The organism is Enterobacter sp. 18A13, assembly GCF_007035975.1.
GTDB classification, from domain to species: domain Bacteria; phylum Pseudomonadota; class Gammaproteobacteria; order Enterobacterales; family Enterobacteriaceae; genus Enterobacter; species Enterobacter vonholyi.
Genome location: NZ_AP019634.1, coordinates 2782958 through 2807493, shown reverse-complemented (window position 1 = coordinate 2807493; position 24536 = coordinate 2782958). Strand labels below are relative to the sequence as shown.

Here is a 24536-nt window from a genome sequence, read left to right as displayed (position 1 = left end):
AAATCCGTTACAGGAGACGCGTGATGTCGATTATTCTCGGGATTGACCCAGGCTCACGCGTCACCGGTTATGGCGTTATCCGTCAGGTGGGACGCCAGTTAACCTACCTGGGCAGCGGCTGTATCCGCACCAAAGTTGACGATCTGCCGTCGCGCCTGAAGCTCATTTATGCGGGCGTATCGGAGATCATCACCCAGTTTCAGCCGGACTATTTCGCCATCGAGCAGGTCTTCATGGCGAAAAACGCCGATTCGGCGCTGAAGCTCGGCCAGGCTCGTGGCGTTGCCATTGTCGCTGCCGTGAACCAGGATTTGCCGGTATTTGAATACGCGGCGCGTCAGGTTAAGCAGACGGTGGTGGGTATTGGTAGCGCGGAGAAAAGTCAGGTGCAGCACATGGTGCGTACCCTGCTGAAGCTCCCTGCGAACCCGCAGGCCGATGCCGCGGATGCGCTGGCGATTGCGATTACCCACTGTCACGTGAGCCAGAACGCGATGCAAATGAGCGAGTCGCGGCTCAATCTGGCGCGAGGCAGGTTACGATAATGACAAATCAGGCTGGATGTTTATCCAGCCTTTTTTTATTATGTCGGCAGTTAATTTCTTCCAGAACGCAGGAGCGTCACGTGATAGGCAGACTCAGAGGCATCATCATTGAAAAACAACCCCCGTTAGTGCTGCTGGAAGTGGGTGGCGTGGGCTATGAAGTCCATATGCCGATGACCTGCTTCTACGAGCTGCCGGACGCGGGCAAAGAGGCGATTGTCTTTACTCAGTTTGTGGTGCGTGAAGATGCTCAGCTGCTGTACGGCTTCAACAACAAGCAGGAACGCACGCTGTTCCGCGAGCTGATTAAAACCAACGGCGTCGGGCCGAAACTGGCGCTGGCGATCTTATCCGGCATGTCTGCACCACAGTTTGTGAATGCTGTTGAGCGCGAAGATCCTGCGGCGCTGATTAAGCTTCCGGGCATCGGTAAGAAAACGGCAGAGCGTCTGATTGTCGAGATGAAAGACCGCTTTAAAGGCCTGCATGGCGATCTCTTCACGCCGGCGGCCGATCTGGTACTGACCTCTCCAGGTGCGCCTGCGACGGATGATGATGCCGAGCAGGAAGCGGTTGCCGCGCTGGTGGCGCTGGGCTATAAACCTCAGGAGGCCAGCCGTATGGTGAGCAAAATTGCCAAACCGGACGCCAGCAGTGAAACCCTGATTCGTGAAGCGCTGCGCGCTGCATTGTGAGGTAAAGGATGATTGAAGCAGACCGCCTGGTTTCGGCAGGCACTATTCAGGCTGAGGATGTGGTGGATCGCGCGATTCGCCCAAAACTGCTTGATGAGTACATTGGCCAGCCGCAGGTTCGTTCCCAGATGGAGATTTTCATCCAGGCGGCAAAACTGCGCGGCGATGCGCTCGATCACCTGCTGATTTTTGGCCCTCCCGGTTTAGGCAAAACCACGCTGGCGAATATCGTCGCCAATGAGATGGGCGTTAACCTGCGCACCACCTCCGGCCCGGTGCTGGAGAAGGCGGGCGATTTGGCGGCCATGCTGACCAACCTCGAACCGCATGACGTGCTGTTTATCGATGAGATCCACCGTCTCTCACCGGTGGTAGAAGAGGTGCTCTATCCGGCGATGGAAGATTACCAGCTGGATATCATGATTGGCGAAGGTCCGGCCGCGCGCTCCATCAAAATCGATCTGCCGCCGTTTACCCTGATTGGCGCAACGACGCGAGCCGGGTCGTTGACCTCTCCCCTGCGCGACCGTTTCGGGATCGTGCAGCGTCTGGAATTTTATCAGGTTGCCGATCTCCAGCACATCGTTGGCCGCAGCGCCCGCTATATGGGGCTGGAAATGAGCGAAGAGGGCGCGTTTGAAGTGGCGAAGCGTTCCCGCGGTACGCCGCGTATCGCCAACCGCCTGCTGCGCCGCGTGCGTGACTTTGCAGAGGTAAAGCACAACGGTTCGATTTCCGCCGAGATTGCCGCCCAGGCGCTGGACATGCTGAACGTCGATGCCGAAGGTTTTGATTACATGGACCGCAAGCTGCTGCTGGCGGTGCTGGACAAGTTCTTTGGTGGCCCGGTCGGGCTGGATAACCTGGCGGCGGCTATTGGTGAAGAGCGTGAGACGATTGAAGATGTGCTGGAGCCGTATCTGATTCAGCAGGGCTTCCTGCAGCGCACCCCGCGTGGACGTATGGCAACGGTGCGGGCGTGGAATCATTTCGGCATTACGCCACCGGCAATGCCGTAAGCAGCGATAATTTGTAGCCCCGGTAAGCGAAGCGCCACCGGGGACATACCCACTACTGTGCGGTCTTCTTCATCATACTGAAGATAAACAGCACCGCAGCACTCAGCACCACGGACGGCCCAGCAGGCGTGTCATAGAACGCCGAGAAGGTGAGTCCACCCGTTACCGCAATCATCCCGACGATCACGGCTACGCCGGCCATCTGCTCAGGCGTACGGGCAAAACGACGCGCCGTAGCGGCAGGGATGATCAGCAGGGACGTAATAATCAGCGCGCCGACAAACTTCATCGCTACGCCAATGGTTAACGCCGTCACCAGCATCAGCAGCAGCTTAACGCGCTGCAGCTTCACGCCGTCGACAAATGCCAGATCCGGGCTGACGGTCATGGCCAGTAAATTCCGCCACTGCCAGAGCAGAATAGCGAGCACCACCAGCACGCCAATGGCTATAGCGATGAGATCCTCCGGCGTCACGGCCAGCAGGTCACCGAAGAGGTAGGCCATCAGATCTACGCGGATGTTCGACATCAGGCTGACCACCACCAGGCCCAGAGACAGGGCGCTGTGCGCCATGATGCCAAGCAGGGTATCGATGGCGAGGTGAGGGCGTTTTTCCAGCCAGACCAGACCGGCCGCCAGCAGCAGCGTGACTACAATCACCGCATAGAACGGGTTGACGTTCAGCAGCAGGCCAAAAGCCACGCCCAGCAGGGATGCATGCGCCAGGGTATCACCGAAGTAAGACATTCTGCGCCATACCACAAACGAGCCGAGCGGGCCCGCGGCGCAGGCAAGCATAATCCCGGCCAGCCAGCCGGGCAGTAACAGTTCAATCATGAGTGTCCATTTCCCCGACGCAGTACGATTCGTCCCTGTAAATCATGGCGATGATTATGATGATGACGATAAATGCCAAGCTGCTCGGCGCCGCGAGGGCCGAACATGGAGATAAACTCCGGATGCATGGAGACGACTTCAGGTGTACCTGAACAGCAGATATGATGGTTGAGGCACAGCACTTCGTCGGTTTTTGCCATCACCAGATGGAGATCGTGAGACACCATCAGCACTGCGCAATCGAGCTCGCGACGTAGCTGGTCGATCAAATCATAAAGCGCAACCTGACCATTAACATCCACACCCTGAGTCGGCTCATCCAGAACCAGAAGCTGCGGGCTGCTCAGCAGCGCGCGGGCAAGTAAAACACGCTGAGTTTCACCGCCGGAGAGTTTTTGCAGGGGCGCATCGACAAGATGGCCCGCCTGCACGCGTTTCAGTGCCGGGAGAATATCGGCTTTACGCGTGCCGGGGCGCAGACGCAAGAAACGGCTGACCGTCAGCGGCAGCGTGGCGTCGAGATGAAGTTTTTGCGGTACATAGCCAATACGCAATTTTTCCTCGCGCTTAATCACGCCTTCATCGGGTGCGACCAGACCCAGCACCACGCGTACCAGGGTGGATTTACCTGCGCCATTGGGGCCGAGAAGCGTCAGAATTTTGCCGGGCTTCAGATCGAGCGACACGTCAGAGAGGACGCGGCGCTGGCCAAATGAGACCGAAATATTTTCAAGAGAAACCAATGTCGTCATGTCATTTTAAGCTTGAAGAAGTCAACGAATGTTATAATATCACATTCCACGCATTCACTACGATGATTAGTCGCATTATGTTACATAAAAATACGCTTCTTTTCGCAGCATTATCTGCTGCCCTTTGGGGGACAACCGCACAAGATGTTAACGCTGCGGTTGTCGCTTCGCTTAAGCCACTTGGATTCATCGCGTCCGCCATTGCAGACGGCGTAACGGAGACCCAGGTTCTGCTCCCTGATGGTGCATCTGAGCATGACTATTCCCTGCGCCCGTCAGATGTAAAACGCTTGCAAAACGCGGACTTAGTCGTCTGGATTGGTCCTGAAATGGAAGCGTTCATGCAGAAGTCAGCAAAACAGGTGGCGGGTGAAAAACAGGTCGCGATTGCCGACCTCCCCGGCGTGAAACCGTTGCTCATGAAAGGGGCGGATGACGACGGCGACGAACATGACCACCATGCTGCAGACGGTGAAAAAAGTGATGGAGATCACGATCACGGCGAGTACAACATGCATCTTTGGTTATCCCCAGAGATAGCGCGGCTTTCAGCGGTTGCAATCCATGACAAATTAGTGGAACTTATGCCGCAAAGTCGAGCCAAACTAGACGCCAACCTGAAGGATTTTGAGGCACAATTAGCCGCAACCGATAAGCAGGTGGGTAATGAGCTCGCACCGTTGAAAGGAAAAGGGTATTTCGTTTTTCATGACGCCTACGGCTATTACGAAAAACACTACGGTTTGACCCCGCTGGGCCACTTCACCGTCAACCCTGAAATTCAGCCTGGTGCGCAGCGTTTACATGAAATCAGAACACAGCTGGTTGAGCAGAAAGCGACATGCGTTTTTGCTGAGCCACAGTTCAGGCCAGCGGTCGTAGAAGCCGTGGCCAGGGGAACATCCGTGCGCATGGGAACCCTTGACCCGCTAGGTACGAATATCCAGTTGAGCAAAGCGAGCTATTCGCAGTTCCTCAGCCAACTGGCGAACCAGTATGCGAGCTGCCTGAAAGGAGAATAACGAGGAAGTGAATACGTGCAACAGATAGCCCGCTCTGTCGCCCTGGCATTTAACAATCTGCCTCGACCCCACCGCGTTATGCTGGGGTCGCTTACAGTACTCACCTTAGCGGTCGCCGTCTGGCGGCCCTATGTGTACCACCCGAGTTCTGCCCCTATCATCAAAACCATTGAGCTTGAAAAGAGCGAAATCCGTTCTTTGCTGCCTGAAGCCAGTGAGCCTATCGACCAGGCGGCTCAGGAAGATGAAGCTATCCCGCAGGATGAACTGGACGATAAAACCGAGAACGAAGCGGGTATCCACGAATATGTAGTGTCTACCGGTGACACGCTGAGCAGCGTGCTGAACCAGTACGGCATCGACATGGGCAATATCAGCCAGCTGGCGGCTGCGGATAAAGATCTTCGTAATCTGAAAATCGGACAGCAGCTCTCCTGGACATTAACGGCGGATGGCGATCTCCAGCGTCTGACCTGGGAAATGTCCCGCCGCGAAACCCGCACCTACGATCGCACTGCAAACGGTTTCAAGATGACCAGCGAAATGCAGAAGGGTGACTGGGTTAACAGCGTTCTGAAAGGCACCGTGGGCGCGAGCTTTGTCTCAAGCGCGCGCGATGCAGGCTTGACCAGCGCTGAAATCAGTTCGGTGATCAAAGCCATGCAGTGGCAGATGGATTTCCGCAAGCTGAAGAAGGGCGATGAGTTCTCCGTCCTGATGTCACGCGAGATGCTGGACGGCAAGCGCGAGCAAAGCCAGCTGCTGGGCGTCCGACTGCGCTCTGAGGGTAAAGATTATTACGCGATTCGTGCCGAAGACGGTAAGTTCTACGATCGCAGCGGTACGGGCCTTGCGAAAGGCTTCCTGCGCTTCCCGACGGCAAAACAGTTCCGCGTCTCTTCTAACTTTAACCCGCGTCGTCTGAACCCGGTAACCGGGCGCGTCGCGCCGCACCGTGGCGTTGATTTTGCCATGCCGCAGGGTACGCCGGTACTGGCGGTAGGGGATGGCGAAGTGGTGGTGGCCAAGCGTAGCGGTGCCGCCGGATATTATGTCGCGGTACGGCATGGTCGTACTTATACGACCCGCTACATGCACCTGCGCAAGCTGCTGGTCAAACCGGGCCAGAAGGTGAAGCGTGGTGACCGTATCGCGATTTCCGGCAATACCGGACGCTCTACCGGCCCGCATCTGCACTATGAAGTGTGGATCAACCAACAGGCAGTGAACCCGCTGACGGCGAAACTGCCGCGCACCGAAGGCCTGACAGGTAAAGATCGTACTGATTATCTGGCGCAGGTGAAAGAGGTGATACCGCAGCTGAGCTTAAACTAAGCCCTCTGTTTTTGTTAAAAAAGCCGGCGCACACTGACGCCGGCTTTTTCTTTTGTGCGGGGACGACTGCCTCGCTACACTATCTGAATAAAATTTTGCTTCATCAGACCCTGGATCCAGCATGGAAACCAAAAAAAACAATATTGAATACATTCCTGAGTTTGAAAAATCCTTTCGCCATCCGCGCAACTGGGGCGCCTGGCTTGGTGTTTACGCCTTTGCGGGGATGGCGTTGCTGCCGGCTTCCGTCCGAGACCCAGTTCTGGGGAAAATTGGCCGTCTGGCCGGGCGTTTAGGCAAGAGCGCTCGCCGCCGCGCGCAGATTAATCTCTACTACTGTTTTCCTGAGAAAAGCGACGCCGAACGTGAGGCAATTATTGATGAGATGTATACCACTGCCCCGCAGGCAATGGCGATGATGGCGGAACTGGCGCTGAAAGGGCCGGATAAAATCGTCGATCGCGTTGACTGGAAAGGGCTGGACATCATCGAGGAGATGCGCCGCAATGACGAGAAAGTCATTTTCCTTGTCCCCCACGGCTGGGGCGTTGATATTCCGGCGATGCTCATGGCGTCTCAGGGCCAGAAAATGGCGGCGATGTTCCATAACCAGGGAAATAAAATCTACGATTTTGTCTGGAACACGGTGCGTCGTCGTTTTGGCGGACGTTTGCATGCGCGTAACGATGGCATTAAGCCCTTCATTCAGTCGGTACGTCAGGGGTACTGGGGCTACTATCTGCCGGATCAGGACCACGGCCCCGAGCACAGCGAGTTTGTCGATTTCTTTGCGACCTATAAAGCGACGCTCCCCGCGATTGGTCGACTGATGAAAGTCTGTCGTGCCCGCGTGATCCCGCTATTCCCGGTCTATGACGGCAAAACGCATCGCCTGAGTATTGAGGTCCGTCCGCCGATGGACGATCTGCTCACCGCGGACGACCACACCATCGCGCGTCGAATGAACGAAGAGGTGGAGATCCTGGTGGGGCCGCATGCCGAACAGTACACGTGGATTTTGAAGCTGCTTAAAACGCGTAAACCGGGTGAAACAGAGCCCTACAAACGCAAAGAGCTTTATCCGAGGAAATAAAAAAAGCCCTCTCCAGACGGAGAGGGCTTTTTAACACAAACGTTATTACTCGACGGTCATAACGCGCGTGGTGTTGGTTGAGCCGATGGTGCTCATCACATCGCCCTGGGTCACGATAACGATATCACCGGACACCAGATAGCCTTTGTCGCGCAGCAGGTTTACGGCATCGTGCGCTGCAGCTACGCCATCATTAGTGCTGTCGAAGTGAACCGGCGTCACGCCGCGGTACAACGCCGTCAGGTTCAGGGTACGTTCGTGACGGGACATGGCGAAAATTGGCAGGCCAGAGCTGATACGAGAGGTCATCAGCGCGGTGCGGCCAGATTCGGTCATGGTGATGATCGCGGTAACGCCCTTCAGGTGGTTTGCCGCGTACATCGCAGACATCGCAATCGCTTCTTCCACGTTGTCGAACTGCACGTCCAGACGATGTTTAGAGACGTTGATGCTTGGGATCTTTTCAGCGCCCAGGCAGACTCGCGCCATGGCGGCCACGGTTTCTGCCGGATACTGGCCCGCAGCGGTTTCCGCAGAGAGCATCACCGCATCCGTACCGTCCAGCACGGCGTTGGCCACGTCCATAACTTCCGCACGGGTTGGCATTGGGTTGGTGATCATCGATTCCATCATCTGAGTGGCGGTGATCACCGCGCGGTTCAGCTGACGTGCGCGACGAATCAGCGCTTTCTGGATACCGACCAGCTCAGGGTCGCCGATTTCCACGCCCAGGTCACCACGCGCAACCATGACAACGTCAGAGGCGAGGATCACATCGTCCATGGCATCCTGATCGCAAACGGCCTCCGCGCGTTCAACTTTAGCGACGATTTTAGCATCGCAGCCTGCATCACGTGCCAGGCGACGCGCATAGTTAAGATCTTCGCCACAGCGCGGGAAGGAGACGGCCAGGTAGTCAACGCCGATCAGCGCGGCAGTTACGATGTCCGCTTTGTCTTTATCGGTAAGCGCTTCTGCTGAGAGGCCGCCACCCAGTTTGTTGATGCCTTTATTGTTGGAGAGCGGGCCGCCAACGGTGACTTCGGTGAACACTTTCATGCCCTGAACTTCCAGCACTTTCAGCTGTACGCGACCGTCGTCGAGCAGCAGGATATCGCCAGGCACCACGTCAGCCGGCAGGCCTTTATAGTCGATACCAACTTTCTCTTTATCGCCTTCGCCTTTGCCCAGGTTGGCATCAAGCAGGAATTTGTCGCCGATATTGAGGAAAACTTTACCCTCTTTAAAGGTCGATACACGGATTTTTGGACCCTGCAAATCGCCGAGGATAGCAACATGACGGCCCAGTTTTGCTGCAATTTCACGCACTTTATCGGCACGTAATTTATGGTCTTCTGGCGTACCGTGAGAGAAGTTCATACGCACCACGTTGGCACCGGCGGCGATAATTTTTTCGAGATTATTATCGCGATCGGTGGCCGGGCCTAAGGTGGTTACGATCTTGGTTCTGCGAAGCCTTCTGGACATGTAATACTCCGTTGACTGAAACAACTTTGGTGTTGCGTGAACATTGAATCGGCCTTCATCTGCTGCAAGGCAGCGGCGAGGGGACCGAATGCCGTAAATCGTTACATCGTCATTATTCGTGACGTATTCGTTATCAACTATCAGGGAACATCGCTCTTTATAAGCAATTCTTTATCAAAACGCGATTCCTTCAGCGCTTCCTTGACCCGCTTCAAGTTATCCCGGAATTTTGCCCCGCGACGTAGGGTAAAACCGGTCGCAAGCACGTCAATCACGGTGAGCTGGGCCAGTCGGGAGACCATCGGCATATAAATGTCTGTGTCTTCCGGCACGTCGAGGGTGATTGCCAGCGTTGCCTCACGCGCCAGCGGCGTGCCGGCTGTAGTGAGGGCAATCACCATGGCATCGTTTTCACGGGCCAGCTGCGCCAGCTCTACCTGACTTTTGGTGCGGCCGGTATGCGAAATCAGTACCACGACGTCATCTTCACTGCAATTCATACAGCTCATGCGTTGCAGCACAATGTCATCGGAATAAATAACCGGAACGTTAAAGCGGAAAAATTTATTCATGGCGTCATGCGCGACGGCCGCCGACGACCCGAGCCCAAAGAACGCAATTCGCTTGGCCTGGGTGAGTAAATCCACCGCGCGATTCACGGAGCTCATGTCCAGAGACTGACGGACGTGGTCAAGCGAAGCCATGGCCGACTCAAAAATTTTCGTGGTATAGGCATCAACGCTGTCGTCTTCATCCACATTACGATTAACATAAGGGGTGCCGTTAGCCAGACTTTGTGCCAGATGCAGTTTAAAATCAGGAAAGCCGCGCGTTTCCAGACTGCGGCAAAAGCGATTGACCGTGGGTTCGCTAACACCCGCTTCCTGTGCCAGAGCGGCGATGCTTGAATGAATCGTCTGAGCGGGGGAGGCCATAATGACCTCGGCCACTTTACGCTCGGATTTGCTAAGGTGTTCCAGTTGAAACTGGATTTTTTCCAGCATGTTCATGTTAACAGGACGCTCATGGGTGTAAACGATTTCATAAATTGATGAAATCGAGATTCGATTTAGCCGATATTACCCTTGTGGCTTCCATTAAGGGTAACAATCGACAAGATAATGTTGTTGTTTTTTTTCATTACTTGATCGGTGTCGGGTTTTGCTATGACCCTGTTGCGCAAAGAAACGACGGTTGTTGCGTCATTAAGCCGTCGAAATCATCCGAAGGGTGAAAAATCGCGGTATCGCACGCGACGATAAGCGCAAATGGTTTCGGGAATGACGTAAAAGCAGTACAGTGCATTGTAATAAAATTACAACGATACCTGGCAGAAGCACCAGGTGATCCAACTGAGGAGAATGACATGGCGGTAACGCAAACAGCCCAGGCATGTGACCTGGTCATTTTCGGCGCGAAAGGCGATCTTGCACGCCGAAAATTGCTGCCTTCCCTGTATCAACTGGAGAAAGCGGGCCAAATTCATCCGGATACCCGTATCCTGGGTGTAGGGCGCGCCGACTGGGACAAGGACGCTTATACCAAAGTCGTCCGCGAGGCGCTCGAAACTTTCATGAAAGAAAAAATTGATGAAAGTTTGTGGGATACCCTGAGTGGACGCCTCGATTTCTGCAACCTGGACGTGAATGACGTCAGCGCATTCGCCCGCCTGGGCGCGATGCTGGATCAGAAAAACCGTGTCACCATTAACTATTTCGCCATGCCGCCAAGCACCTTCGGCGCCATTTGCAAAGGTCTGGGCGAAGCCAAACTGAACGCCAAACCGGCGCGCGTCGTGATGGAGAAGCCGCTGGGTACGTCGCTGGCAACCTCGCGCGAAATCAACGACCAGGTGGGCGAGTTCTTTGAAGAATGCCAGGTCTACCGTATCGACCACTACCTCGGTAAAGAGACGGTTCTGAACCTGCTGGCGCTGCGTTTCGCTAACTCCCTGTTTGTGAATAACTGGGACAACCGCACTATCGACCACGTGGAAATCACCGTGGCGGAAGAGGTGGGGATTGAAGGCCGCTGGGGTTACTTTGACCAGGCCGGTCAGATGCGCGACATGATCCAGAACCACCTGCTGCAGATTCTGTGCATGATTGCCATGTCTCCTCCGTCTGACCTGACGGCTGACAGCATCCGCGACGCCAAAGTGAAAGTGCTGAAGTCGCTGCGCCGCATCGACCGCTCCAACGTGCGCGAGAAGACCGTTCGCGGCCAGTACACCGCCGGGTTTGCGCAAGGCAAAAAAGTGCCAGGCTACCTGGAAGAAGAGGGCGCGAACAAGTCCAGCAACACCGAGACGTTCGTGGCGATCCGCGTGGATATCGACGACTGGCGCTGGGCGGGTGTTCCGTTCTACCTGCGCACCGGTAAGCGTCTGCCGGCCAAATGTTCCGAAGTGGTTGTCTACTTTAAGAACCCGGAATTGAACCTGTTCAAAGAGTCCTGGCAGGAACTGCCGCAAAATAAACTGACCATTCGTCTGCAGCCGGACGAGGGCGTGGATATCCAGATCCTGAACAAAGTGCCGGGCCTGGATCATAAACACAACCTGCAGACCACCAAGCTGGATCTGAGCTATTCCGAAACTTTCAACCAGACGCACCTGGCCGATGCTTACGAGCGTCTGCTGCTGGAAACCATGCGCGGTATTCAGGCGCTGTTCGTGCGCCGCGATGAAGTGGAAGAAGCATGGAAATGGGTCGACTCCATCACCGAAGCCTGGGCTGCCGATCAGGATGCGCCAAAACCGTATCAGGCGGGCACCTGGGGACCTGTCGCGTCGGTGGCGATGATCACCCGCGATGGCCGCTCCTGGAACGAGTTTGAGTAAGATAATCCGCTAGCCCGAAAGTGTTATTTTACCGGTAACATGATCTAACACAGCTAGTGGCACAATTTTCAACTTTTAAGCTCCGTGTGGATTCACCCGCGGAGCTTTTTTTATTACACTGCCGGAAGTGATTTTGCCCCTGAGCTCCGGACAGCAAGCGTTTCAGCGTTGTTAACAACTGCCAGCGACTTTGTAAACTCCCGAGCCCGGACAGATAAATGAGAGGAGCTTTTATGAATCCGACATTGTTACGCGTAACACAGCGCATTATTGAGCGCTCGAAAGAGACCCGTTCGGCCTACCTCGCCCGGATTGAGCAGGCAAAGAGCAACACCGTCCACCGATCTCAGCTGGCCTGCGGTAACCTGGCGCACGGCTTCGCCGCCTGCCAGCCTGACGATAAAGCGTCGCTGAAAAGCATGTTGCGTAACAATATCGCCATCATTACCGCTTATAACGATATGCTCTCCGCGCACCAGCCCTATGAGGTTTACCCGGATATCATCCGTAAAGCGCTGCACAGCGTGAATGCGGTGGGCCAGGTCGCGGGTGGGGTACCCGCCATGTGCGACGGCGTAACGCAGGGTCAGGACGGTATGGAGCTCTCCCTGCTGAGCCGCGAAGTGATTGCCATGTCCGCGGCGGTGGGTCTTTCACACAACATGTTTGATGGCGCGCTCTATCTCGGCGTGTGCGACAAGATTGTCCCGGGTCTGGTGATGGCGGCGCTGTCGTTTGGGCATCTGCCTGCTATCTTCGTGCCGTCCGGTCCAATGGCAAGCGGCCTGCCGAACAAAGAAAAAGTGCGTATCCGCCAGCTGTACGCGGAAGGGAAAGCAGACCGTCAGGCGCTGCTGGAGGCGGAAGCCGCGTCCTATCATGCGCCGGGGACCTGTACGTTCTACGGTACGGCTAACACTAACCAGATGGTGGTGGAGTTTATGGGGATGCAGCTTCCGGGCTCGTCCTTTATCCAGCCGGATGCGCCGCTGCGCAAGGCGCTGACCGAGGCCGCGGCCCGTCAGGTTACGCGTCTGACCGGAAACGGCAACGAATGGATGCCGATGGGTAAAATGGTCGATGAAAAAGTCATCGTCAACGGGATTGTCGCGCTGCTGGCAACCGGGGGGTCAACCAACCACACCATGCACCTGGTGGCTATGGCGCGTGCGGCGGGCATTCTGATTAACTGGGATGACTTCTCCGAGATCTCTTCCGTGGTGCCGCTGATGGCACGCCTGTACCCGAATGGCCCGGCGGACATCAACCACTTCCAGGCCGCTGGCGGCGTACCGCTGCTGATGCGCGAGCTGCTGAAGGGCGGTCTGCTGCATGAAGACGTGAATACCGTGGCTGGCTTTGGCCTGCAGCGCTACACCCAGGAGCCGTGGCTGAACAACGGCGAGCTGGACTGGCGTGATGGGGCGAGCGCGTCTCTTGATGCGCAGGTTATCGCCACTATCGACAAACCGTTCTCTCCTCACGGTGGCACCAAAGTGCTGAGCGGTAACCTCGGTCGCGCGGTGATGAAAACCTCTGCCGTACCGGAAGAGAACCAGGTTATCGAAGCGCCGGCGGTGGTGTTTGAAAGCCAGCACGATGTATTACCTGCCTTTGACGCCGGCCTGCTTGATAAAGACTGCGTGGTGGTGGTGCGTCACCAGGGGCCTAAAGCTAACGGGATGCCAGAATTACATAAACTTATGCCACCACTTGGTGTATTATTGGACCGCCGTTTCAAAATTGCTTTAGTAACCGATGGACGCCTCTCAGGGGCATCCGGTAAAGTGCCTTCAGCCATCCACGTGACGCCTGAAGCTTACGACGGCGGTTTACTGGCGAAAGTGCGTGACGGTGACACGATCCGCGTGAACGGTCAGACAGGTGAGTTAACCCTGCTGGTCGATGACGCCGAGCTGGCGGCACGTCAGCCCCATATTCCTGACCTGAGCGCATCGCGCGTGGGGACCGGACGCGAAATGTTCAGCGCGCTGCGTGAGAAACTCTCCGGTGCGGAGCAGGGCGCTACCTGTATTACGTTTTAAGACGACTTGATTTTAACGATCTGGCGAGAGAAAACTCTGATGAAAAACTGGAAAACAAGTGCAGAATCAATCCTGACCACTGGCCCTGTCGTGCCGGTTATCGTGGTAAACAAGCTGGAGCACGCTGTACCGATGGCGAAAGCGCTGGTTGCGGGTGGCGTTCGCGTTCTGGAAGTGACCCTGCGCACCGCCTGCGCGATGGATGCCATTCGCGCGATTGCCAAAGAAGTGCCGGACGCCATCATCGGTGCGGGTACCGTGACGAACGCAAAACAGCTGGCTGAAGTGACCGAAGCGGGCGCACAGTTTGCCATTAGCCCGGGGCTGACCGAGTCGCTGCTGAAAGCCGCGACCGAAGGCACTATTCCACTGATCCCGGGTATCAGCACCGTCTCCGAACTGATGCTGGGCATGGACTACGGTCTGAAAGAGTTTAAATTCTTCCCGGCTGAAGCGAACGGCGGCACCAAAGCGCTGCAGGCGATTGCGGGTCCATTCTCTCAGGTACGCTTCTGCCCGACGGGCGGCATCTCTCCTGCCAACTACCGTGACTACCTGGCACTGAAAAGCGTCCTGTGCATCGGTGGCTCATGGCTGGTTCCGGCGGATGCGCTGGAAGCGGGCGACTGGGATCGCATCACCAAACTGGCTCGCGAAGCGGTAGAAGGCGCGAAGCAGTAAGTCTCTCGTCGCATGAAAAACGGGCCTTTCGGCCCGTTTTTTTATCCCGTTACCTTAACGCTTGCTGCGGCCGCTTTGGCTCTCGCCACGGCGTCGTCAACGTTATCCCCGGTGGCTAACGCCACGCCAAGACGCCGGGTTCCATCAATCTCAGGCTTGCCGAACAAACGTACCTGCAACCCGGCACCCACCGCCCCGTCGACATTATCAAACGTGACGTTCTGGCTGGTTAACTGCGGCAGGATCACCGCCGAGGCGGCCGGGCCGTACTGACGGATACCGCCGACGGGCAGGCCGAGGAAGGCGCGCACGTGCAGAGCGAACTCGGAGAGATCCTGCGAAATCAGCGTCACCATGCCGGTGTCATGCGGGCGAGGGGAGACTTCGCTGAAAATCACCTCATCACCGCACACAAACAGCTCGACGCCGAACAGGCCATAGCCGCCCAGCGCCAGGACGGTTTTACGGGCGATCTCCTGAGCACGTTCCAGCGCCAGGGCGCTCATCTGCTGCGGCTGCCAGGATTCGCGATAATCGCCATCTTCCTGGCGGTGGCCAATCGGGTCGCAGAAATGGACGCCGTCAACGGCGCTGACGGTCAGCAGGGTGATCTCGAAATCAAACTTCACGACGCCTTCGACGATGACGCGACCGGCGCCGGCGCGGCCGCCCTGCTGGGCGTACTCCCACGCCTTTTCCAGCGTGCTGCTGTCGCGAATAAAGCTCTGTCCTTTACCGGAGGAGCTCATCACCGGCTTAACGATGCACGGGTAACCAATCTCCTCAACGGCCTGCAGGAATGCCGCCTTATCGCCAGCAAAACGATAGCTCGACGTGGGCAATCCCAGCTCTTCTGCCGCCAGGCGACGAATGCCTTCGCGGTTCATGGTCAGCTTTGCGGCTTTCGCGCAGGGCACCACGCGCTGGCCTTCCTGCTCAAGCGCGATCAGCGTATCGGTGGCAATGGCTTCAATTTCCGGCACGACAAAATCAGGTTTCTCGCGCGTAATCAGCTCGCGAAGGGCATCGCCATCCAGCATGTTAATCACATAAGAACGATGGGCGACGTGCATGGCTGGCGCGTCGGCGTAACGATCCACGGCAATCACTTCAACGCCTAAACGCTGGCACTCAATGGCGACTTCTTTGCCCAGCTCGCCCGATCCCAACAGCATCACTCGCGTCGCCGCAGGTCGCAGCGCGGTTCCTAAACGAATCATAACAATCCCCCTGAAAAAGTTGCGGGCAGTATAAACGAAAACGTTTGCGTCTGTCTTGTACACGGCCAGGTGAGGGGAGAAGAAATTTGCGCTTCTTTAGCCCGTCCAGACATTTCCTGACGCCTGCTCGCTTACGCTGTGGATCATGTTCACCGTTAAGTGAGGGAAATCATGTCTGGCTGGCTAAATCAATTGCAATCCCTGTTAGGGCAGAAAACATCGTCTGGCGAGCGGGACCTGAGCAAACTGCTGGTACCCGGGGCGCTAGGCGGACTGGCAGGCCTGCTGGTCGCGAATAAATCCTCGCGCAAGCTGCTGGCAAAGTACGGGACAGGCGCACTGCTGGCCGGTGGGGGCGCCATTGCGGGTACCGTCCTGTGGAACAAATACAAGGACAGGGTTAGGACCGCGCACAGTGATGAACCACACTACGGCGAGCACACCTCGCCGCTGGATCTGCGTACCGAACGGCTGATCCTGGCGCTGGTCTTTGCCGCGAAAAGTGACGGACATATCGACGATAAGGAACGACTGGCGATCGAGCAGCAGCTGCGTGAAGCCGGCGTTGAAGAGAAGGGCAGAACGCTGGTGGCGCAGGCCATCGAACAGCCTCTGGAGCCGCAGCGTCTGGCACAAAGCGTGAAAAATGAGGAAGAGGCGCTTGAACTCTATTTCCTCAGCTGTGCCGCCATCGATATCGATCACTTTATGGAGCGGAGCTACCTTAATGCCCTGGGAGATGCGTTAAAGATCCCACAAGACGTGCGCGAAGGCATTGAGCGGGATATCCGGGAACAAAAACAGGCGTTACAGGGATAGTTCTCGCCGTTGCGACCCTGTTTCGCTTGCATCATGCGTGGGTTTTGCCAACCTTATAGGGTGTAAAACGAAAAAGAATGATGACATGCCACCGAAAGCCCGACGTATACCTTATGCGATCACCACGCATGGCGATACGCGTATAGACAATTATTACTGGCTACGGGACGATTCGCGCTCCCGGCCAGATGTGCTCGACTACCTGCACGAGGAAAACGACTATGGCCGCAAGGTCATGTCCAGCCAGCAGACGCTTCAGGACCAGCTGCTGAATGAAATGGTGCAGCGTATTCCTCAGCGCGATATCTCCGCGCCCTGGACCAAAAACGGCTATCGCTATCGCCATATTTACGAGCCCGGCAATGAGTATCCCATCTATCAGCGCCAGTCGGTGTTAAGCGCCGAATGGGACGAGTGGGATATTCTGCTGGATGCCAACCAGCGCGCTGCACACAGCGAGTTTTATACCCTGGGCGGCATGTCCATTTCGCCTGACAATGCGGTGATGGCACTGGCGGAGGATTATCTCTCCCGCCGCCAGTACGGCCTGCGGTTTCGCAATCTGGAGACCGGCAACTGGTATCCGGAAATGCTGGAAAACGTCTCCCCGGATTTTGTCTGGGCGAATGATTCCGAGACGGTTTACTACGTCAAAAAGCACGCCTCGACGCTACTGCCTTATCAGGTATGGCGGCATACCGTGGGAACGGACTCCGCTGACGACGAGCTGGTTTATGAAGAGAAAGACGAAACGTTTTATGTCAGCCTGCATAAAACCTCCTCGCGCCACTATGTGATTATCTTCCTTGCCAGCGCGACGACGTCGGAAGTTCTGCTGCTGGATGCCGAACTGCCTGACGCCCAGCCGCTCTGTTTCCTGCCGCGCCGCAAGGATCACGAGTACAGCCTGGATCACTTCCAGCATAGCTTTTATCTGCGCTCCAATCGTGAGGGCAAAAACTTTGGTCTCTATAAAACCAAAGTGCGCGATGAACGCAAGTGGGAGGTGCTTATCCCCGCGCGTGATCAGGTGATGCTGGAAGGGTTCACCCTGTTTACCGACTGGCTGGTGGTGGAAGAGCGCCAGCGCGGGCTGACCAGTATCCGGCAAATCAACCGCAAAACGCGGGAAGTGGTCGGGATTGCGTTCGACGACCCGGCCTATGTGACGTGGATTGGATTCAATCCCGAACCCGAATCATCGCGGCTGCGCTACGGCTACTCATCCATGACCACACCGTACACCCTGTTTGAGCTGGACATGGATACCGGGCAGCGCCAGGTGATTAAACAGACCGAGGTAAAAGGTTTTGAGTCTGAAAACTACCGCAGCGAGCACCTCTGGGTCACCGCCCGGGATGGCGTTGAGGTCCCCGTCTCGCTCGTCTATCACCAAGCCCATTTCCAGAAAGGCAAAAACCCGATCCTGGTTTACGGCTACGGGTCGTATGGCTCAAGCATGGACGCCGATTTCAGCAGCAGCCGGTTAAGCCTGCTCGATCGCGGTTTTGTTTTCGCCATAGCCCATATTCGCGGCGGCGGTGAGCTGGGCCAGCACTGGTATGAAGACGGGAAATTCCTGAAAAAGAAAAACACCTTCAATGATTATCTCGACGTCTGCGATGCGCTGATTGAGCAGGGCTATGGCGATCCGCAACTCTGCTTTGGCATGGGCGGCAGCGCGGGCGGCATGCTGATGGGGGCGGTTATCAACCAGCGTCCCGACCGCTTTAAGGGGATTGTCGCGCAGGTACCGTTTGTCGATGTGGTCACGACCATGCTCGATGAATCAATCCCTCTTACCACCGGGGAGTTTGAAGAGTGGGGAAATCCGCAGGATGAGATGTACTACCGCTATATGAAAGAGTACAGCCCGTACGACAACGTGGAGGCGAAAGCCTACCCGCACATGCTGGTCACCACCGGTTTGCATGATTCTCAGGTGCAGTACTGGGAGCCGGCAAAATGGGTGGCAAAGCTGCGGGAGCTGAAAACCGATGACAATCTGCTGCTGCTGTGTACCGATATGGACTCCGGACACGGCGGGAAATCGGGACGATTTAAATCGTACGAAGGGGTTGCCCTGGAATATGCCTTCCTGATTGGCCTGGCGCAGGACACGCTGCCAGGCCGTGCGGAGGGTTAAGCGTCGCCCAGATAATGTTTCAGCGTTAAGCGCAGTTCCGGACTCATTCTGTCGAGGTTGTTATACAGCCAGCGCAAATAGCCCGGGTCTTTATCCGCTACCTCAGACACCGGCTTCCCGCGATATTTACCAAAGGTAAATGTGGTCAGTAACGCGGGGCGTCCGGTGATCGTCGCCATATCATCCGGTGTCCAGCCTGAGATATTCATAATATCAATCAGTAACGCGGCGGTGATATAGCAGTCATACAGGGCGCGGTGATGGTGAAGCCCCTCAGGGGTACGAACGCTGAGCTTGCGGGACTTGTACAGCGCCATATTGCTGTATTTAATGCCCGGCCAGAGACGACGCGCCAGCTTCATTGTGCAAATCCATTCGCCCGGCATTTCAGGTAGCACCCGGCGGTCAAAGCTGGCGTTATGCGCGACGTACCACGGGCTACCGTAGTAGTGCGGAATGATCTCTTCAATCCAGGGCTTATCCGCCACCATCGATTCTGTAATGCGATGGATAGCCATCGCCTGGGGGCTGATGGGGCGATCGGGACGCACCAGATGGCTCATTGGGTTGACGATTTTACCATCAACCACGTCGACAGAGGCCACTTCCACTATTCCGCCCTGAAGATCGCAAGTTTCGGTATCGATGACGCGCAGCATTGAAAACTCCTGAGCTTAAAACGCCTAGCCTAAAGGAATGATATCGCCTTGCCAACCCTCTCCGCCGAGCGTGCCGGTCACCAGAAGCTCGCCCTTATCCGCGCGGACGATCAGCTGGCCTTTATCATCCCATAGCGCGCTGCCGCCGCAGGCATTCGCCATTAGCACCGCAATAGCATATTTATGCGCGAAGCGCTGCAGGTTACTGATGGACTGCCGCCAGCGATTATCCCCCACCGACTGGCAGCTGGTAACAAGCGTTGCTCTGGGATCGAGATTGGGAGAGTCGGGATGTGCATCAATGATGCTAAGGTGCTTGTCCCCCGGCACCAGGCTGGCTCCGCGCCCTTGCGGATAGCGCAAAATGCGATGGCAAGCAGGCGAAAACAGCACAAGACCTTTCTGTCTCTGCCCATCCTGAACCAGGGGGAGTCCCGCAATAACGGTAATCTGGTAAAAATGTGCCGCGTTAAGCAGCGGCTCCAGCTGCGCGTCATCGGGTGGGGGAGGTAGCGTCGGCGCGCCAGAGCCCGTTAAGGAGAGTTCAGGGAAGACCAGCAGATCGCACCCCTGCCGTGCGGCTTCGGCGATGAAGCGCAGGTGGTGCGTAACATGGTCATTCACACTCTGATGCAGCCCGCCATACTGGGCTGCCGCTATGTTCCAATGTGACATCGTGACTTCCTTATACACTGAGTCGCAGGGATTTAAGAATACACCTAAATTTATCAGGGTTTTCTTATCCTGCCAGATTCCGCGTAAGGAAGTGTAACGACCTGTTAAGCTTATTTAACTTTAGGTTCGTACGGTAAACGGGAGAGGTTAACCGAGGCGAGACGGTGGGCGATTAATCTTTCGCGAAACCAGTCGCGCAGATGGGCGGGTTGTTCCCGTTCAACGACTTCAGCCACGACAGGCATGTTGTAACGCTCTTTGAACGCGACGCCAGCGGCAGCGAGATCGACATTCACTTTATCCATCTCGTCCTGCGGAAGGGCGGCCAGATTGATCTTCATTACCTTCTCCTTTTTCTGCGGCGGCAACGTTACCGCGATTGCACGACGATGACAAGCGGAGGCAGGATGATCCTCGACTCGTTTATTATACAGCGTTATTCTTTAGCATACAGACATAACAAAAAGGAATGATTGCGATGGGTTTCTCCGCCTCCCGCGCGGTATGCGCACTGGTTTTTGTGGCCTCGACAATGATGGCGCCCTCCGCGCTGGCACATGCACATCTTAAACAGCAGAGCCCGGCAGCGGACAGCGTGGTGAGCGCTCCGCAGGCACTTACGCTGAATTTTTCAGAAGGCATCGAACCGGGGTTTAGCGGTGTGGTGGTAACGGATGCGCAAAAGCAGGTCATCAAAACGGGAACCGCCACGCGCGACGAAAAGAACAAGGCGCAACTCACCGTTCCGCTGGAACAAACGCTGACGTCAGGAACGTACCAGGTAGACTGGCATGTCGTCTCCGTAGACGGCCATAAAACCAAAGGCAGCTATCACTTTAGCGTGAAATAGCATGCTGGCGCTGTGTTATATCGGGTTGCGCTTTATCCATTTCGGGGCGCTGATGCTTGTTTTTGGCAACGCGCTTTACAGCGTCTGGTTTGCGCCTTCCTCTCTCCACCGCCTGATGTCCCGGCGATTTCAGCTGCAGCAGAAAGTGGCGGCCTTAATGAGCCTGGCGGCAGCGCTCCTGATGTTTATGCTTCAGGGCGGACTGATGGGTAACGGCTGGGGAGATGTGTTTGCCCCGCAGGTCTGGTACGGCGTAATGAGGACGCAGTTTGGCGGCGTCTGGCTGTGGCAAATCATACTCGCTGCGACCACGGTCGGCGCAGCATGGCTCGCACCGCTGAAAGGTTCGCGGCTGCTGCTGCTTACGATGGGCCAGCTTATTCTGCTGGCTGGGGTAGGGCACGCGGCAATGAACGACGGTCCGATGGGGGCGTTGCAGCGTCTTAATTATGCTTTTCACCTGATCTGCGCCGCAACCTGGCTTGGCGGATTACTGCCTCTGCTGTTCTGCATGCGCCTGGCTAAAGGACGCTGGCAGAATGCCGCCATTTATACCATGATGCGCTTTTCGCGCGTGGGCCATTACGCCGTCACGGGCGTGCTGCTCAGCGGAGCGATCAATGCGCTCATGATACTGGGTGTCCATATTCCCTGGCAGGCTGGTTACGTACAGTTTTTGTTGTTCAAATGTGCGCTGGTGGCGTTGATGGTGGTAATTGCGCTGGCAAATCGGTATTTTCTGGTGCCACGGTTTCGTCCGGAGAGCGGGCGAGCACAACAGATTTTTATCAGGATGACGCAGGCAGAAGTGGTGCTGGGAGCGCTGGTGCTGGCAACGGTCAGTCTGTTCGCCACCTGGGAACCCTTCTGATAAGGTTAAATATCATATGAAAAAGACAGTACTTTCTCTCATCTTGCTGGCCTGTACGGGGAGCGCGCTTGCCGCACCGCAGGTTATCACCGTCAGCCGTTTTGAAGTGGGTAAGGACAAATGGGCTTTCAATCGCGAAGAGGTGATGCTGACCTGCCGTCCGGGCCATGCGCTGTATGCGATCAACCCGAGCACGCTGGTGCAATATCCGCTGAATGATATCGCAGAGCAGCAGGTAGCCAGCGGAAAGAGCAGCGGACAGCCGATTAGCATTATTCAGATCGATGACCCGTCGCATCCGGGACAAAAAATGAGTCTGGCACCGTTTATCGAGCGCGCCGACAAGCTCTGCTAACGTTCGGGTTTCCAATAAAAAACCGCAGATGCTTGCGAAAGCACTGCGGTTTTTCACATTTAATGATGCTCTGGCGCTTTTTTTCCGACCGCTTTAGCTGTGGACTGGAAAACCTGGCGTCGTCATCTATTCTTAAAAGGCAAGGCGACTTAGCCTGCATTAATGCCAACTTTTAGCGCACGGCTCTCTCCCAAGAGCCATTTCCCTGGACCGAATACAGGAATCGTATTCGGTCTCTTTTTATCTGTATGTTTTTTAAAGCATTTTTCGGTGCTGACTCGACATCATCCGAAACTTTCTCGAACTTTCCATATCCTGTCTAAACCATAACATACTCAGGACCGCGTGCGTCCAGGGTTTTTTGGGATCTTTGTTAAAATTTTGTGGCCGAGCGACCGCTGAGCAAACGCCTCCTGACGTTCGAAAGGGCAACCCTTAAGTTAAATAATGAACGCGCTGAATTTGTCTTTGTGTTGGACAATGTACTCAGGGAAGTTTTCAACCGTTAGCTCTTGCCTGATTAACGTCCTGTCCCGCCCCCAGATATCTTCCGCGTTTTTAATGACCTTCATGATGTGTTCCGGGTTGTTAAACTCAGGGTGATCGTATTCAGTATGGGAAATGGTCGACATTTTTTCTGAGATGCGCTCGGGTGTCATCACCCATGAGAAATGCCACCCACCATTTTCAATGATGCGGTTGTTAATCTTGAACCAGTTCCACTTTAGCCAGGACCAGTTTTTAACACTTCGGGTGCGTTTAAGATTCCTGAATGATTCAGGTTCACCGCCAAAGAAGTTAACGAGATTTTTATACTGGGTGGCTCTCGGTAATTTACATTTTCTTGGCGTGTTATCTGTATTAAAAACCTGCAGGTTAAACTGATAATTATAAAAATTCTGATAAATAGTAGTGCAGAGCTTTTTGGGGTTTATCGATGCTACTACCTGAGGTGAAAATATCTCGTCCACATCGGAAACTAAAATCAAATCATCATCGCTGGCATGGGACAAACCCTGCATGATGGCATTCCTCTGCGCGGCTTCATTTGCCCACGCATCCACTACCATTCCCTCTGGCAAACCCGGGATCACCTCTCGGGCCGGATGTGATTCTTCAGCGGCTTTCGTAATCGGTTCTTTATCATGCACAACGTAGATAATTTTATCTTTAAACTGACGGTATTTATTAATGTCAAAATGCAGCTGCCTCTTTTTACCGGTAAAGGTATGCGTTGACTCAACGATAACGAAGCGATCGACAACGTCCGCTAGCGTGTTCAGCCTGATTTCGAGAAGCATATCTTCGTCGTAATATAAGAAGCAGTCATAGATCATTACCGAAGTCCCTCATTTTTGCGCCCACATTGCGCTTTTTCCAACGCATTCGCCGGTATCATTTCGCGCAATGCTAACTGAGCGCACTCGCCCTGCGCAATAGTACACTGCTTTATTATTCATCCTATAAATAGATTGCATCCACTATGCAGTGAGCGAAGACGCCAGCCAGGCTAAAAGTGGGACTTAACGGATACCTCTATTTCATCAAGCAGCTCAAAGCGGCGGCGGTATTCGGCACGTTTTTTACTGGCGATCTCTTCAAGCGATTTACGCTCCATCTGTAGCGGCAGCTGCCAGCAGAAGGCCGAGAGCTTTTTACCGTCCAGCGATGCCCAAAATTCATCGTAGCTGGCATGGAAATGGCGACCTTTGCTCAGGCGATACCGCAACGCGCGGAAAACGTGACCCTCATCGCTGACGGCAAAAATCGCCCGGACGGATGACTGCGCAGCCAGCTGGAAGAGGACTTCCATCAACACCCGTTTGGGGAAAAGACCATGACAGGCGCGGGTGGCCTGTTTAATGACGTCTCGCGATACGCAGCGGCGGGGTCCCTGAAGCCCGCCAATCACCATGACTTGCTGACCATTGCTGCGCGCGACGCTAAAGGTCAGGCTGGCCAGCAGCGTGTCCTCGTTGTCGCGTAGCCACAGCGTGCTTTCGCCTTCGCGCTCGGCTTTCCCCGCAGAGGAAGCATTGACCGTATAGGTTACACCGTCTTTTGCATGGAACTGCGCAACGGCTTGTTCCTGCGGGCTGGTCAGGGCCTGGGCGAGACCGCTCTCTTTCAGGCTGTCAATCCAGTAATAATGGTTAACGATAGCGTCGGCGCGATCGTTAGCCGTCAGGCCGCGCATCAGGTACTGCCGGTGGGTCTTGCTCGGCAATGTAATTTGAGAGGCCAGCAGCCTGTCAAAATCGTCGCGACCCGAAAGGGTTTCCAGCATGCGATGTGTAGAAGACCAGAACACCAGCGAACGTAACAGGAACTTCAGGCGATATTCGCGTTTGCGCCAGATCGGCCCCGGAACGCGTTTGCCGTTCACCAGCTCGGAAATAATATTTGTGCGATGCGGATAGAAAACATCGTTATGCAGGTGCGTATTAGACACGTGAAGACCCCTCTTTTTTTTCTGCCCTTATTCTAAAGAGCCAGGAAAAGGGGATTAATAGCGCGAGGATCTTTATTTCTGTTTGGTTTACCGTTTGTTTGATTTCGTGATGACCACGCCTGTCCGTCGACTTT

Annotated in this window: 24 protein-coding genes; 14 read left to right on the top strand and 10 right to left on the bottom strand. The window is 55.3% G+C overall.

Going from position 1 to position 24536, the window contains the following annotated elements:
• Positions 1-23 precede the first annotated feature (23 nt).
• The 3 genes from ruvC (at position 24) to ruvB (ending at position 2259) form a co-directional block, all read left to right on the top strand.
• Positions 24-545 carry a crossover junction endodeoxyribonuclease RuvC gene (gene ruvC, locus FOY93_RS13660; RefSeq protein ID WP_003859749.1) on the top strand — a complete coding sequence of 174 codons (522 nt, stop codon included), beginning with the start codon at positions 24-26 and terminating at the stop codon, positions 543-545.
• Positions 546-625: 80 nt separating this feature from the next.
• Positions 626-1240 (top strand): Holliday junction branch migration protein RuvA, encoded by a 615-nt coding sequence (ruvA, locus tag FOY93_RS13655; RefSeq protein WP_023617042.1) that lies wholly within the window; start codon positions 626-628, stop codon positions 1238-1240.
• Between the two features lie 8 nt (positions 1241-1248).
• Positions 1249-2259, top strand: a complete 1011-nt coding sequence (gene ruvB / locus FOY93_RS13650) for a Holliday junction branch migration DNA helicase RuvB (protein ID WP_045372540.1) — start codon at positions 1249-1251, stop codon at positions 2257-2259.
• A gap of 52 nt (positions 2260-2311) precedes the next feature.
• Here the strand turns inward: ruvB and znuB are convergent, their stop codons facing one another.
• Together znuB and znuC are read right to left on the bottom strand one after the other, a co-directional pair.
• Positions 2312-3097, bottom strand: a complete 786-nt coding sequence (gene znuB / locus FOY93_RS13645) for a zinc ABC transporter permease subunit ZnuB (protein ID WP_045326744.1) — start codon at positions 3095-3097, stop codon at positions 2312-2314.
• A complete protein-coding gene (gene znuC, locus FOY93_RS13640) occupies positions 3094-3849 on the bottom strand; it encodes a zinc ABC transporter ATP-binding protein ZnuC (protein WP_023312233.1) in 756 nt (251 codons plus the stop codon). The genes znuB and znuC overlap by 4 nt, the downstream gene beginning before the upstream one ends.
• Positions 3850-3926: 77 nt before the next feature.
• On the opposite strand from znuC, the gene znuA reads away from it, so the two are divergent.
• From znuA to lpxM, 3 genes are all read left to right on the top strand, one after another.
• On the top strand, positions 3927-4871 hold the full coding sequence (znuA, locus tag FOY93_RS13635; protein ID WP_143345730.1) for a zinc ABC transporter substrate-binding protein ZnuA: 945 nt from the start codon (positions 3927-3929) through the stop codon (positions 4869-4871).
• 15 nt (positions 4872-4886) lie between these two features.
• Positions 4887-6206, top strand: coding sequence for a murein DD-endopeptidase MepM (gene mepM / locus FOY93_RS13630; protein WP_045326742.1), 1320 nt, complete (start codon positions 4887-4889; stop codon positions 6204-6206).
• A 121-nt stretch (positions 6207-6327) separates the two neighbouring features.
• Positions 6328-7299, top strand: coding sequence for a lauroyl-Kdo(2)-lipid IV(A) myristoyltransferase (gene lpxM, locus FOY93_RS13625; protein ID WP_029741765.1), 972 nt, complete (start codon positions 6328-6330; stop codon positions 7297-7299).
• Positions 7300-7344: 45 nt separating this feature from the next.
• Here lpxM and pyk read toward each other — a convergent pair whose 3' ends face one another.
• Together pyk and FOY93_RS13615 are read right to left on the bottom strand one after the other, a co-directional pair.
• The gene (gene pyk, locus FOY93_RS13620; RefSeq protein WP_008500455.1) at positions 7345-8787 is read right to left on the bottom strand and encodes a pyruvate kinase; all 1443 of its coding nucleotides are present in this window, start codon (positions 8785-8787) and stop codon (positions 7345-7347) included.
• Between the two features lie 140 nt (positions 8788-8927).
• Entirely contained in the window at positions 8928-9797 is an 870-nt protein-coding gene (locus tag FOY93_RS13615; RefSeq protein WP_143345261.1) for a MurR/RpiR family transcriptional regulator, read from the bottom strand.
• A gap of 356 nt (positions 9798-10153) precedes the next feature.
• Between FOY93_RS13615 and zwf the strand changes: the two genes are divergently transcribed.
• The 3 genes from zwf to kdgA all read left to right on the top strand — a co-directional run bounded on the left by zwf (position 10154) and on the right by kdgA (position 14355).
• Positions 10154-11629, top strand: coding sequence for a glucose-6-phosphate dehydrogenase (gene zwf, locus FOY93_RS13610; protein WP_008500457.1), 1476 nt, complete (start codon positions 10154-10156; stop codon positions 11627-11629).
• A 233-nt stretch (positions 11630-11862) separates the two neighbouring features.
• Positions 11863-13674, top strand: a complete 1812-nt coding sequence (edd, locus tag FOY93_RS13605; protein ID WP_143345260.1) for a phosphogluconate dehydratase — start codon at positions 11863-11865, stop codon at positions 13672-13674.
• A 39-nt stretch (positions 13675-13713) separates the two neighbouring features.
• Positions 13714-14355, top strand: a complete 642-nt coding sequence (kdgA, locus tag FOY93_RS13600) for a bifunctional 4-hydroxy-2-oxoglutarate aldolase/2-dehydro-3-deoxy-phosphogluconate aldolase (protein ID WP_063409039.1) — start codon at positions 13714-13716, stop codon at positions 14353-14355.
• Between the two features lie 41 nt (positions 14356-14396).
• Here the strand turns inward: kdgA and purT are convergent, their stop codons facing one another.
• Positions 14397-15575 carry a formate-dependent phosphoribosylglycinamide formyltransferase gene (gene purT, locus FOY93_RS13595; protein ID WP_063409040.1) on the bottom strand — a complete coding sequence of 393 codons (1179 nt, stop codon included), beginning with the start codon at positions 15573-15575 and terminating at the stop codon, positions 14397-14399.
• A 171-nt stretch (positions 15576-15746) separates the two neighbouring features.
• Here purT and FOY93_RS13590 point away from each other — a divergent pair, with 171 nt between their 5' ends.
• A complete protein-coding gene (locus tag FOY93_RS13590; RefSeq protein WP_111964812.1) occupies positions 15747-16394 on the top strand; it encodes a tellurite resistance TerB family protein in 648 nt (215 codons plus the stop codon).
• An 85-nt stretch (positions 16395-16479) separates the two neighbouring features.
• Positions 16480-18540 carry an oligopeptidase B gene (gene ptrB, locus FOY93_RS13585; RefSeq protein ID WP_133294686.1) on the top strand — a complete coding sequence of 687 codons (2061 nt, stop codon included), beginning with the start codon at positions 16480-16482 and terminating at the stop codon, positions 18538-18540.
• Here the strand turns inward: ptrB and exoX are convergent.
• The 3 genes from exoX to FOY93_RS13570 form a co-directional block, all read right to left on the bottom strand.
• Positions 18537-19199, bottom strand: a complete 663-nt coding sequence (gene exoX / locus FOY93_RS13580) for an exodeoxyribonuclease X (protein ID WP_010432611.1) — start codon at positions 19197-19199, stop codon at positions 18537-18539. The genes ptrB and exoX overlap by 4 nt on opposite strands.
• Positions 19200-19223: 24 nt before the next feature.
• Positions 19224-19874 carry a carbon-nitrogen hydrolase family protein gene (locus FOY93_RS13575; RefSeq protein ID WP_133294685.1) on the bottom strand — a complete coding sequence of 217 codons (651 nt, stop codon included), beginning with the start codon at positions 19872-19874 and terminating at the stop codon, positions 19224-19226.
• A gap of 110 nt (positions 19875-19984) precedes the next feature.
• Positions 19985-20215, bottom strand: coding sequence for a DNA polymerase III subunit theta (locus FOY93_RS13570; RefSeq protein ID WP_008500465.1), 231 nt, complete (start codon positions 20213-20215; stop codon positions 19985-19987).
• Between the two features lie 137 nt (positions 20216-20352).
• Between FOY93_RS13570 and yobA the strand changes: the two genes are divergently transcribed.
• The 3 genes from yobA to FOY93_RS13555 are packed head-to-tail and all read left to right on the top strand — an operon-like array spanning position 20353 to position 21950.
• Positions 20353-20724 carry a CopC domain-containing protein YobA gene (yobA, locus tag FOY93_RS13565; RefSeq protein WP_115875680.1) on the top strand — a complete coding sequence of 124 codons (372 nt, stop codon included), beginning with the start codon at positions 20353-20355 and terminating at the stop codon, positions 20722-20724.
• A gap of 1 nt (position 20725) precedes the next feature.
• On the top strand, positions 20726-21595 hold the full coding sequence (gene copD / locus FOY93_RS13560; protein ID WP_133294684.1) for a copper homeostasis membrane protein CopD: 870 nt from the start codon (positions 20726-20728) through the stop codon (positions 21593-21595).
• A 16-nt stretch (positions 21596-21611) separates the two neighbouring features.
• Positions 21612-21950 (top strand): YebY family protein, encoded by a 339-nt coding sequence (locus tag FOY93_RS13555; RefSeq protein WP_111964807.1) that lies wholly within the window; start codon positions 21612-21614, stop codon positions 21948-21950.
• 440 nt (positions 21951-22390) lie between these two features.
• Here the strand turns inward: FOY93_RS13555 and FOY93_RS13550 are convergent, their stop codons facing one another.
• Both FOY93_RS13550 and FOY93_RS13545 read right to left on the bottom strand, forming a co-directional pair.
• A complete protein-coding gene (locus FOY93_RS13550; RefSeq protein WP_143345259.1) occupies positions 22391-23287 on the bottom strand; it encodes a glycosyltransferase family 17 protein in 897 nt (298 codons plus the stop codon).
• A gap of 173 nt (positions 23288-23460) precedes the next feature.
• Positions 23461-24402, bottom strand: coding sequence for a VirK/YbjX family protein (locus tag FOY93_RS13545; protein WP_133294682.1), 942 nt, complete (start codon positions 24400-24402; stop codon positions 23461-23463).
• Positions 24403-24536 lie beyond the last annotated feature (134 nt).

Coding starts and splice junctions, on each gene's coding strand:
- ruvC (WP_003859749.1), top strand. CDS start 24: ATGTCGATTATTCTCGGGATTGACCCAGGCTCACGCGTCACCGGTTAT.
- ruvB (WP_045372540.1), top strand. CDS start 1,249: ATGATTGAAGCAGACCGCCTGGTTTCGGCAGGCACTATTCAGGCTGAG.
- znuB (WP_045326744.1), bottom strand. CDS start 3,097: ATGATTGAACTGTTACTGCCCGGCTGGCTGGCCGGGATTATGCTTGCC.
- znuC (WP_023312233.1), bottom strand. CDS start 3,849: ATGACGACATTGGTTTCTCTTGAAAATATTTCGGTCTCATTTGGCCAG.
- znuA (WP_143345730.1), top strand. CDS start 3,927: ATGTTACATAAAAATACGCTTCTTTTCGCAGCATTATCTGCTGCCCTT.
- lpxM (WP_029741765.1), top strand. CDS start 6,328: ATGGAAACCAAAAAAAACAATATTGAATACATTCCTGAGTTTGAAAAA.
- pyk (WP_008500455.1), bottom strand. CDS start 8,787: ATGTCCAGAAGGCTTCGCAGAACCAAGATCGTAACCACCTTAGGCCCG.
- FOY93_RS13615 (WP_143345261.1), bottom strand. CDS start 9,797: ATGAACATGCTGGAAAAAATCCAGTTTCAACTGGAACACCTTAGCAAA.
- zwf (WP_008500457.1), top strand. CDS start 10,154: ATGGCGGTAACGCAAACAGCCCAGGCATGTGACCTGGTCATTTTCGGC.
- edd (WP_143345260.1), top strand. CDS start 11,863: ATGAATCCGACATTGTTACGCGTAACACAGCGCATTATTGAGCGCTCG.
- kdgA (WP_063409039.1), top strand. CDS start 13,714: ATGAAAAACTGGAAAACAAGTGCAGAATCAATCCTGACCACTGGCCCT.
- purT (WP_063409040.1), bottom strand. CDS start 15,575: ATGATTCGTTTAGGAACCGCGCTGCGACCTGCGGCGACGCGAGTGATG.
- FOY93_RS13590 (WP_111964812.1), top strand. CDS start 15,747: ATGTCTGGCTGGCTAAATCAATTGCAATCCCTGTTAGGGCAGAAAACA.
- ptrB (WP_133294686.1), top strand. CDS start 16,480: ATGCCACCGAAAGCCCGACGTATACCTTATGCGATCACCACGCATGGC.
- exoX (WP_010432611.1), bottom strand. CDS start 19,199: ATGCTGCGCGTCATCGATACCGAAACTTGCGATCTTCAGGGCGGAATA.
- FOY93_RS13575 (WP_133294685.1), bottom strand. CDS start 19,874: ATGTCACATTGGAACATAGCGGCAGCCCAGTATGGCGGGCTGCATCAG.
- FOY93_RS13570 (WP_008500465.1), bottom strand. CDS start 20,215: ATGAAGATCAATCTGGCCGCCCTTCCGCAGGACGAGATGGATAAAGTG.
- yobA (WP_115875680.1), top strand. CDS start 20,353: ATGGGTTTCTCCGCCTCCCGCGCGGTATGCGCACTGGTTTTTGTGGCC.
- copD (WP_133294684.1), top strand. CDS start 20,726: ATGCTGGCGCTGTGTTATATCGGGTTGCGCTTTATCCATTTCGGGGCG.
- FOY93_RS13555 (WP_111964807.1), top strand. CDS start 21,612: ATGAAAAAGACAGTACTTTCTCTCATCTTGCTGGCCTGTACGGGGAGC.
- FOY93_RS13550 (WP_143345259.1), bottom strand. CDS start 23,287: ATGATCTATGACTGCTTCTTATATTACGACGAAGATATGCTTCTCGAA.